This is a genomic window from Blautia glucerasea (genome assembly GCF_020537505.1).
Taxonomy (GTDB): domain Bacteria; phylum Bacillota; class Clostridia; order Lachnospirales; family Lachnospiraceae; genus Blautia_A.
In genome coordinates, this window is the sequence record NZ_JAJBMO010000035.1 from 18860 (window position 1) to 29501 (window position 10642).

The 10642-nt window shown below is 37.6% G+C and carries 13 protein-coding genes; all 13 read right to left on the reverse strand.

The window, feature by feature from the left end; translation table 11 throughout:
- Nucleotides 1-10: 10 nt before the first annotated feature.
- The 13 genes from LIQ05_RS17925 to LIQ05_RS17985 all read right to left on the reverse strand — a co-directional run bounded on the left by LIQ05_RS17925 (nt 11) and on the right by LIQ05_RS17985 (nt 10375).
- On the reverse strand, nt 11-1618 hold the full coding sequence (locus LIQ05_RS17925) for a recombinase family protein (protein ID WP_008707674.1): 1608 nt from the start codon (nt 1616-1618) through the stop codon (nt 11-13).
- A complete protein-coding gene (locus LIQ05_RS17930; RefSeq protein WP_008707675.1) occupies nt 1597-3327 on the reverse strand; it encodes a recombinase family protein in 1731 nt (576 codons plus the stop codon). Before LIQ05_RS17930 ends, LIQ05_RS17925 begins: the two co-directional genes overlap by 22 nt.
- Entirely contained in the window at nt 3327-4964 is a 1638-nt protein-coding gene (locus LIQ05_RS17935; protein ID WP_055266558.1) for a recombinase family protein, read from the reverse strand. Before LIQ05_RS17935 ends, LIQ05_RS17930 begins: the two co-directional genes overlap by 1 nt.
- 138 nt (nt 4965-5102) lie before the next feature.
- On the reverse strand, nt 5103-5369 hold the full coding sequence (locus LIQ05_RS17940) for a DUF6870 family protein (protein WP_020993660.1): 267 nt from the start codon (nt 5367-5369) through the stop codon (nt 5103-5105).
- Between the two features lie 56 nt (nt 5370-5425).
- Entirely contained in the window at nt 5426-5791 is a 366-nt protein-coding gene (locus tag LIQ05_RS17945) for a type II toxin-antitoxin system PemK/MazF family toxin (RefSeq protein ID WP_008707680.1), read from the reverse strand.
- Between the two features lie 150 nt (nt 5792-5941).
- The gene (locus LIQ05_RS17950; RefSeq protein ID WP_005344284.1) at nt 5942-6124 is read right to left on the reverse strand and encodes a hypothetical protein; all 183 of its coding nucleotides are present in this window, start codon (nt 6122-6124) and stop codon (nt 5942-5944) included.
- Nucleotides 6125-6368: 244 nt separating this feature from the next.
- Nucleotides 6369-6842: a sigma factor-like helix-turn-helix DNA-binding protein gene (locus tag LIQ05_RS17955; RefSeq protein WP_172677496.1), complete on the reverse strand. Its 474-nt coding sequence runs from the start codon at nt 6840-6842 to the stop codon at nt 6369-6371.
- A 327-nt stretch (nt 6843-7169) separates the two neighbouring features.
- Nucleotides 7170-7601, reverse strand: coding sequence for a hypothetical protein (locus LIQ05_RS17960; protein ID WP_226822766.1), 432 nt, complete (start codon nt 7599-7601; stop codon nt 7170-7172).
- 4 nt (nt 7602-7605) lie between these two features.
- Nucleotides 7606-7818, reverse strand: coding sequence for a sporulation initiation factor Spo0A C-terminal domain-containing protein (locus LIQ05_RS17965; RefSeq protein WP_055268490.1), 213 nt, complete (start codon nt 7816-7818; stop codon nt 7606-7608).
- A 155-nt stretch (nt 7819-7973) separates the two neighbouring features.
- On the reverse strand, nt 7974-8288 hold the full coding sequence (locus LIQ05_RS17970; RefSeq protein ID WP_015568871.1) for a helix-turn-helix domain-containing protein: 315 nt from the start codon (nt 8286-8288) through the stop codon (nt 7974-7976).
- Nucleotides 8289-8478: 190 nt separating this feature from the next.
- Nucleotides 8479-9318 carry a PD-(D/E)XK nuclease family transposase gene (locus LIQ05_RS17975; RefSeq protein WP_055268491.1) on the reverse strand — a complete coding sequence of 280 codons (840 nt, stop codon included), beginning with the start codon at nt 9316-9318 and terminating at the stop codon, nt 8479-8481.
- Between the two features lie 103 nt (nt 9319-9421).
- The gene (locus tag LIQ05_RS17980; protein WP_055268488.1) at nt 9422-9793 is read right to left on the reverse strand and encodes a hypothetical protein; all 372 of its coding nucleotides are present in this window, start codon (nt 9791-9793) and stop codon (nt 9422-9424) included.
- 9 nt (nt 9794-9802) lie between these two features.
- On the reverse strand, nt 9803-10375 hold the full coding sequence (locus tag LIQ05_RS17985) for a hypothetical protein (protein ID WP_008688147.1): 573 nt from the start codon (nt 10373-10375) through the stop codon (nt 9803-9805).
- Nucleotides 10376-10642: the final 267 nt, after the last annotated feature.

Below are 10642 nucleotides of genomic sequence, written 5' to 3' on the forward strand. Positions count from 1 at the left end.
CATCATCACTTCAACTGCAGATTTTCTGCACCTGCTCTACATACTTCACCAGCTCATCAGCAAAATTCCATTCAATTTCTATTCGCTTATCATTATATACCTTGATACCACGAATAAAAGTTACTGCTATCTCTCTGGTTAATTGCTTATTTCCTTCGATCAGGTCTGTCAGGCACTGTCTGCCATCGGGCGGAAGTTCAAATAAACGTTCAGCCGCTTCACTCTGTTCTGTCTCCATTTGCGCTATCGCTAAGGTTTCTTTCTCAATTTGTTTATCCAGCTTGTCATTTTTTCTGGTGAACTCTTCTTCTGAGATTTCTTCCATTGCATATCGCATATATAGTTCAGTCTTCTGGTGCTTGTATCTGCTAATACTGTCTTTGGCATCCCGAATCTTTTTTGCAGCTCCATTCACTTTTGATTTTAATTCTGCTTTCTGTAATTCGAGTACCGGTTCAGCATCATCACTGATCTTTGCAAACAGCTTTATTGCCCTGAAAATCATCTCATTGAACTCGTCATCATATAAATTGTCTGTTACACAATCTTGATTTGCCACATTAAATTTCCTTGGGCACTTAAAGTGCGGATTGCATCTGGTTACATGCTGTAGATTCTGACCGCATCCCCCACATTTTACCAATCCTTTCAGCGGATAATTATTATTGTGGGTTTTGCTCCTCTTTCTGGAATTTAATTCCAACTTTTCCTGTACAGCATCAAACACCTCTTTAGAAACAATCGCTTCATGCGTACCCTCAACCACAATCCAGTCTTCTTCTTTTGTTTTCAAATGCTTATTACTTCCTACCGAAGCAACTTTCCACTTGCCGCCAATCGTAGTTCCCGTATACGTTTCTGTCATCAGTATCAGTCTTACAGTTACCGGATACCAGATATATTTTTCTGTTGTTTTCTTCACACCAGTTTTCAGAACTTCTCTTTTATATTGACCTGGACTCATAATTTTCTGCTCATTCAGGTAACGTGCCAGCTGAGTAATATTCATTCCATCAAGATATTTCTGAAATATCATCTTCACAACAGGCGCTGTCTCCGGATTAATCACGAGGCTGGTCACATCTTCATCAGGCTTCAAATATCCATACGGTGCTCTCGCTCCCATATATTTTCCAGCTTTCTGACGCTGTATCAAAGTTCTTTTTACTTTAACGGAAGTATCAATGCTATGATGTTCGTTAATAATATTTCTGAAACCAACATCAATTCCCGGCATACCAGATTCATATTTCATACTATCAACATTATCATTGATCGCTATGAATCTCACATTCATAAATGGAAAAATTTGTTCCAGATATGTGTCAACCTCTATATGATTCCTGCCGAATCGAGAAAGGTCTTTCACTATAATTGTGCTGACTTTTCCATCTCTTACTAATTCCATCATACTTTGAAATCCTGGGCGATCGAAATTCGTTCCACTATAGCCATCATCTTTGAATTCTAACACTTCCGTATTTTTGAACTCATTTTTACTGGCTATGTATTGGCCAATCACAATTCTCTGATTGGTAATACTATTGGATTCATCCAGCATATCCTCATCTTCCAGCGACAATCTTAAATACTTTACTATGCACTTACCATCTGACATCTGATCACCCCCTCCTCTAAAATTTCTGATAACGCCTGTATTTCATCTTGAAATTTAAATTCGATCTCTATACGTTTGTCTTCATATAAAGAGATTTTCTTTATATAAGAACGGACAACATCTTTTGTAAGGAATTCCAAATTCTTTCCTTTACTGAATTCAGCAAGCCACGAGAAGTTCTTTTTACACAATTTTTCTGTAATTTTTCTACTCTTCTCAATTTCTTTCTGTCTTGTAACCAGGTCTTTTTCGACCATAGTTATTCTTTCTGTCATACGATTATATGCATCCGTATCAATCTCGCCCGAAACATATTGCTCATATAATTCAAATCGTCTTGCTTCGTTCCTTTTATTGAGCTGAACAATCTTACTCTGTTCCCTGTTCAAATATTTTTGGAATGTTTCAAAATATTCATCATTAAAGCGTTTCAGTTGCGTTTTTAATTCACATACTGTTTTTAGCTGCATGATAAGTGCCCGATACACCAGTTCATCAATTACTTCTTCTTTCCAGCGATTACAGTTATATTTTTCCTTGGAAATTTTTGCGTAATTACCACAAATGAAATAGTAATTGTAATACAAAACACCATTCTTTTCGCTGTAATAGTATCTCCGAACCATATTAGCGCCACAGTCACCACAGTATATCAATCCAACATACTTATTATCCTGTTTTCCATGAGTCTGCATATTCGATAAATCTTTTTTGGGCAATGCTTTCTCCTGCTTTAATTTGATTACATTTTGTACTTTTTCAAATAATTCAGCACTCACTATAGCCTTATGGGTATTCACATGTTCAATCCATTCTTCTTTATCCAACATTACATTTTTTTCTTTTGTAAGAAGTGAGGTTCTTGTTTTATGTGAATAAGTATTTCCCAAATAGTGCCTATTTTCCGCAATCTGTTTAATTACAGATGATTGCCAATGCATATCCGTTTCGTCAATTCTATCCAAGAATAACTTCCCAGTTCTTGCGTATACCCTTGGCGAAGCCAGCAGCATGGTATTAAACTCTCTCGAAATTTTCAAATATGACTGCCCTGCAGCAAGTTTTTCAAATATTTCTACTACATACGGTGCAGTTAGAGGATCGGGAACCGTAGTAGATTTTCCTTTTTCATCTCTAGCTCTCTTATACCCATAAGGAGCATCTCCACCACAATATTCACCTGACTCCATCTTAATTTTCATAGCACTTGCCATCTTTACTGATGCATCTTTTGCATACATATCATTTGCAAGATTCGATATCATGATTCCCAGCATCTGATTGTCACATTCAGGACTGATACTGTCATAGTTATCATTCACTGATATAAAGCGTACTTGCATAAACGGAAATATTTTTTCCAGATATTTCGATACTTCTTCCAAATCTCGACCAAATCGTGATAAATCTTTTACTATGACCGTATTTATTTCTTTTGTTTTGATGTCACCTAGCATTCTCACAAAATCATCGCGATCAAATTTCGTACCTGATATACCGTCATCCTTATAAAACTTTACAACTTCAATATCCGGATGAGATTCTGCATATGAAAGAGCAATCAATTTCTGTGTTTCCAACGACTCTCTTTTTTCTCCGTTGTTATCTACAGATATTCTGGTATAAATACCGGCTTTCCAAACCTTCTGTGGTGATGCCTGTACGAATGTTTCAGCCTGTTTCATCTGGCGATTTCTTGTTCTTGCCATTATACAGCCACCTCCTGTTTTGTTTTTCCAATCTGTTCCGCCAGTCTTGCAGCTGTTACCAGCTCATCCTGGAATCTGTAAACAATCTCTATTTTTTTCCCTTCAAATACATTTATTTTTTCCACATATTGAAGAAGCATATCTCTGTCAAGATCTCCCAGAGATGGTTTCTCAAGAAATGTATTCACCCATTCTTCGCACAACAGCTTATTTTCCAGCAGATCTTCCATATATTCTTCCTGCTTTTCAATATTGCTTTCCAGACTTTTAATTTCTGTCTGATACCGCTCTCTAAGTAAAGTATAATCATCCTTGGAAATAACTCCTGATGCAAGATTTCCTGATAATGAATGTAACAACTTATAATATTTATTGACTTTGTTTCGTAATTCAAGTATCAGGTCATCATGCTGTATCAACGTCTGTGTATCCAAAGAGTTCTCTTTTAAATACTCTACTGCACTTCGTATGGCATCCGTCATCTTGCTGTACATTTTCAAAGAATCCATCACCAGTTGAATCAGCACATCTTCTCTAATGCTATGCCTGGAGCATTGATCCTTCTTTTTATTGTAAGAAGAACAGATATAAAAAACTGTCTTTTCTCCCTTGTAACTATTGGTTCGCCGAATCAGATTACTTCCACAGTCTCCACAGGATAATAACCCACCAAATAAATAAAGTCTGTTTTCTCCGGGAGCTATCCTTGTATCCTTCGCAAGTAACATCTGAACTGTTTCATATTCTTCTTTTGTAACGATACCTTCATGATGATTTTCAAAAATTACCCATTCTTCTTTTGGCAATGCCCTCTGCACTTTAACTTTATAGTTAATTCTTTGGGACTTTCCCTGCTGAAGCACTCCGTAGTAGATTGGATTTTTTAAGATACGGATAATTGCTACTGCTGACCACCTGGATGTCAAATGTGTCTGAAATGACGATTTGAAATTTACTCCGGTCGCACGTTTGTAATCAGCCGGTGCAAGAACTCCCAGTTCATTCAGTTTATCTGCAATCAGCTGATTGCTCATGCCCTCCATCTTCCAGGTAAAAATATCTCTTACATGCTTTGCAGCAACCGGATCAATTTCTATCTGACTTTTATCAGTATCACACTTTTTATACCCATATGACACGTAATTTCCCACATATTCTCCAATATTTCTTTTTGCACTCAAGTGGCTTCTTACTTTTTGAGAATTCTGTCTGCAATACGTGTCATTGACAAAGGATTTTACCGGTAATACAAGATGTGTATCGGTAATGTTTGCTGTTTCAGAATCATAATTATCATTGATTGCTATAAATCGTACTCCCAGTTGTGGAAATACTTTTTGAATATACCGATCAACATCTATATGCTCCCTACCAAATCGGGATAAATCTTTTACAATGATACAGTTGATTTCCTTATTTTCAATTGCTTTGAGCATTGCCTGAAAACCAGGTCGATTAAAATCTGTACCTGAAAAACCATCATCTTTAAATGTCTCAACAATAGTAATATCAGACGTCGATTTCATATAGTTATCAATCAAAATTGACTGATTTACAATAGATTCACTTTCAGCCTTATCTCCGTCCTCAATACTGAGACGAAGGTACTTGGCTGCTATCCAGATATTTTTTTGCATAAAAAACACTCCTATCCAAAGATTCTGCCAAAACAGAACCCTTAAATAGAAGTGCTCTATTCAAATTTAGTCCTGTTAGCATTATAGCACACTTCGTCTTCTGTGTGAATATGAAATTTTGTTGTTCCAGTTATTTCCTTACGCCAATCCAGCTTTCTTTGCTACAAGCTGTTTTGTACAATCTATATAGGAAAGGGAAGCTGCTGCATTAAAAACACTTTTTACGACATAGCCCATATCTTCATATACATACGGATTATCAGAGTGGTTAAGCAGCACCTCCATCTTATTATTTTTCCTGCTATCCAGCTCTGAAATCAAATCCTTGTACTTTGGCAAACTATCTCGGTCAATCTCTTTGATATCAACCGTTTTCAACGCTTCTAATCTTTCAACTGCTGTCATGGACATCGCCTCCTTTTCCTATAGTTACCATTATCGAAAATAAATATTCGTAACAGCTATGTAGTCTTCTCTTCCATTCCCATCTGAATCTGTACTGCTTTCAGTACCCGATCCAGGCTCCACTTGTTCACTCTTCCGCATTTCTCAATAATACATTTCGTAGAAATGCTCATAACCTGTTCAGCCAGTGCCAAACTTCCTTTTCGGATTCCCGTCATATCATATTTGCTGATAAATACATGTGTTGGCAAATACCGTTTCTTATATATTCTTGATGTCAGCGGAACTACCGTTATGACTGAACTGTATGTATTGGCTTTATTATTACTCACTACGATTACCGGTCTCACTCCACCCTGAACCGAAGTTGTCGGGAACATACCGAGATCCGCCCATAAGATATCGCCTCTTCGAATCGTCACTTGTCATCTCTCCAATCTTTTTTTATTTGTAAAGCATTCATAGCGCTATATTGGCTCCACAGGAATACGGCAGAGTTTCTTTCCCATAAGGAAAGCTCTGCCGCATAACCTCTATAGCCAATTTGATTATTAAACAGTGCTCGCTCGATTCTATTTATCCTCGATACCCCGAATCGTTACTCCCGCATATGCAGGAAGGGAATAATAACCTGCCCGGATGCATACTCCGGACCACAACCCGGAAACTCTCGTTTCCAGGCTCCAGCAGTTCATAGGTTTACCAGTTACAGACTTCTCAGGATCTGCAAGTGTATCGCATCTCATACATATCATCGCATCACCAGCCTGCCAGCTGGCTTCGGTCAGTGCTTTTTCGCAGCATTACGGACTGAACTAAAAATCTTGGTTTTGTCTTATAATCCTATAGCGGCATCTTCCTCGTGCTCTCTGCATGAAATGTCACGTCAGTTATTATTGGATATTCAGTTATCATGGTTCATTTTAGGAAGTCCTTTAACTTCCTCTAATTACTAAAGTCAAATGACTTTGGCAGATGCAAAAGATTTTGAAAAATTTTTTAAAAAAATTTATTCATATACATTTCACGCATCTTATTAAGAGTGGATTTCAGCTTGTATGACAGCATCTGTCTGGAAATCCCCATAATCTCCGCCATCTGTGTCTGTGTCTTATTTTCAAAGAAAATGCCATAAATAATCATGCGTTCCTCTGAGTTCAGCTGATTGATCACTTTATGAATATCCTGCTGTTCCATTTTTGTCAGTACACAGTGCTCCACATCACAGTTCAGATCTGGAAAATCCTCAATCATGAAGCCTTCTCCATCAATGGACTGACCGCTGTAAGGTACTTCTCTCAGCATCTTATCCACGACCTCACCCAGTTCGTTCTTAATCTCAACTTTTTTTGCCTTGCTGCTTCTGTAAAAATTGTTCATCGCATACGCAACTTCTTTTGTTATCTCGATCATTTCTCCGTCAATATTTGCGTAATACTTTCCTTCATAAAAATATGGGTGTTCAATATACATATCCGTTCCTCCTGAATTTGAAATCTTGTTGCTCGTTTCAAATCCAGAAGGCGGACCTCTGTTTAGGATCATGCCTGCTCCACCTTTGTCCTGCCGGGACACGCCCGCAGTTATTGGCTGCGAAATTCAGGCACGAAAAAAAGCCCCAGTAGTTTTTTCTTAACTACTGAGGCTTTCGTCTCTTATCTAATATTCAGTTATCTATGCCTTCTTTCGTCAGCATAATCATTGTATCAGGATAAAGTTCACAAAGTATCCGCAATATGTTCCCATAAGTTCATGTCATTATTGGAATCGTACATATTTCAGTATAAAAAGTTCACCGTGTTATTCTTCTACTTCTTTTCCATCTATATATAGTTGAAATTTATCAGGATTATTGACTATATCGTAGTCTTTTCCGTATTCTACAGGTCTGTATTCGGCTGTCATTACCGATTCCCCATCTTCAATATCTTCTTTCCATAAATAGATGTTCATATCAAGACTCGTCGCATATCCCCTGTCTGTGGAGAATTTTGTCGAATAAAAAGAATCATCCTTGTACATCTGCAAAAGCTCTCTTACAAACGCTTCTCTATCCTCAATATTTTTCCGGTTAGCGACCACGGTTAAATTTTCATCCCGATTTACGGAAAATGTTCCAACTACATCCGGTTCACCTTCCTTATGACCAGATTCAGATTTCCCATAAATACTTCCTGCAGCAATTACCAAGATCACTGCTCCTGAAATCAATGCAATTATCTTTTTCTTCATATTTTTATTTTCCTTTTAGTTTTTTTACTGCGTAATTGATTACTTCTTCCGGTGTGGGTCTGTCTCCTTTAAGTGTCATTTTCTTCCATTCTTCCTGCACAGCCGGATCTGGATCATCAAATCCAGCATCAATCGCTATCTGCATTTCCCGACGCACCTCTTCTGGTGTCGTATTGTACTTTTCTGCAATTTTCTCATAAATATTTTTTTCTCTCATTTACCCGCCCTCCGGTTTTAAAGAATTATTTATAGTTCTTTAGAACTACTATATCATGATTATCACTATGAAAAAAGATTTTTTCACAAACGAATCCATAAAAAAGAATAAAAAAAAGAAGAGCTAAATGCCCTTCGATTTCAATGCCTATTCCATTAGTCTACCAAAGCTCTGACCGCATTTAAAATTCTTTTCTGCTCGTCCTTTGGCAATTTTCCTATCATATCAGATAATTCATTAGTAACACCTGTGACAGAATGTGTCACAACATCTATCAGTAGCGCATCAGCCGATACATCAAGTGCATTGGCAATTGCTACAAAGGTATCCAACTTTGTTACTTTCAGTCCTCTTTCTATCACACTGACATGTGTTGTACTTAAATTTACCAGCGCCGCCAGTTCTTCCTGTGTAAGATTTTTTGCTTCTCTTGCTGCTTTGATTCGCTGACCAACCGCTTTCAAATCCATCGTAGCACCTCCTTCAGAACGATAATTCGGTCTAAAATTAGTATACTGATGGATAATTGAAAGATACAGAATCCGCAAATCAAGTTGTAGTTCTATAGAACTAGTTTTCATTTTTTTATACATGCAACACACAAAAAAGCCACCAGAAGAATTAGTATCCCCTGGTAGCTCCATTAAAATTCATCATTTGTTAATGTGCAACACTCATGCTCTCATCAATCCATTTCTGCACCATTTGAACACTCACATTAAGATAGTGGGCTATTTTATCAACTTTCATTCCATCCGCAGCCATGGATAATGCTGAGGCTTTTGCTTTTTTCAGCTCACCACTTTCAATACCTTCACTATAAATCTGTTCCATCTCACGGCACATGACTTCAACCCCTTTCTGTGTTTCCTTCAATTCGTATACTCTGTCAGCAAGTATCTTACTGTGCATATCTTCTGCATTCTTACAATGAAGATCATGCATCAGTCTGCCTAATTCTGTATCCTCTTGTTTCTTAGAATTTACATAGATAATATGAGCTTCATCCTTGAAATTCTCACTGACTTCTTCGATTTTCCTGTCTATATGATAAATCGGAAGTCCGTATCCAAGTGCATCGTCTCTAGTGATAAAAATCACGTAGCTTTCCGGAAGGTCATCAAAATCCTGTCCTGGATTTAATGTGTTCATATCCATCAGACCACTATGATACCTTGCTCTTTTTGGAGATGCCCCTTCGTTGTCCTGTTGGATTTCTACATCCATCTGCTGGCCTTCAGAATCTCTGGCAACACAGTCCAGAATAGCTGAACGCCCCTGCAAATTCTTATAGTCTTTCTGCAGAACTTGATCAATCACTTTCAAATCCTTTTTATTCATAATTACCTGCAGAACATATTCTGTACATTCCCGTTTCTTGAATACATTCCGCATAAACACATCGCTCATGATGGTAAGGTCTTTTAAGATACCCTTGTATCTTTCGTAACGTGTTTCCAATTCTTCTGTTTTCACGATTTCTTCTTTCGCCACGTCCATTCTCGCCTCCATTCTTTGCTATGTCAGGATAGGTTCCTAAATGTCTCCTATCCCAATTTCATCTTAACATCAAAATCAGCTTTTCACAAGCCACTATTTTATCCTACACCACTTGAAAACAATAATTTCCAATCAGCTTCATCCAACTATTATATTTATTCTTTTCACACACTTTTCGGCAAATTTCATTTTCCATCAGTACACAGAACATCTTATCATAATCAAATGCCCAAACAGCACCATTCACATGGTTTTCCACTGCTTTCTGATCTATGCTTTTCAAGCGTGTGACCATTTTTTCAATTTCTCCATTTCCCAAGTTACCGATATTTTTGCAGATAAACCGAAAGAAATTCAACGTTGCATATTCATCATGCCAATGGAACTCTTCTGGATTGTTTTTAATTTTACTGGCTCGCTGCTGTTCTTTGATTATCTGATCAGCTACACCTTTCATCGAATCTTCGTATCTCATATTATTCACCTACTCTTCCTCTACGCCCAGTGACGGTTTAAATCTTTTATCCTTTGCCTGCGGTACCACGATCTCATAAAAATAAAATCCTAAATACCCAAGTGCCTGCTTCTTCATTTTATAAAATGAAGTCCTGCCTATTCCTAACTCCTGTTGCACTTCCACATCTGTCTTATTATAATGACTGCAAAAACAGGAATGAAGGATCTCACTGAGCATCACACCATTCGGTGCATAGAACTTAACCAGTGTCATTCCACGATAGATCATATCTGACAAGCCATAAATGATCATCAGGTTATTCATTTCCCGGTGCATCTTTGGCACATTCAGCTGATTGTTATAAATGCTCAGATAACTCAACGCATATGCCATATCTTCATTGATTTTCTCCTGGCACTCCATATCCAGTTCTTCTAACACAATCTGATTTTCCAAAATCAATTTCTGATAGCTTGTCATCAGTTCTTTAATATCAGTATAATGTCTTTCAATCGTTACTTCCAGATAATCCTGTGCATGGCTTGCCATCTGGAAGGTAATCTCTTTCATTGATTTAATTGCATAATCTCTGTCTGTCATCAGTTTCAAAATCTCCTTATCATCATCACACTAACTGGCGGTCTTTCAGACCAGTTCGCTTTCCCCATGATTTTGATGGGAAGCAATTACTTACTACAACTTGCAGAAGCAGATATCCAAAAGGCATTGTGGGAGCTGCCTTTGCTGACCGGAATCCATCTTCTTATGTAAAACCTGCAGGAATAAAAAGGGAAAGTGACTATCCCTGCCGGTTAATAATCCAAATAATATCGTCTATACCAATCTCTCCTTATGCTGTTTTTCTCT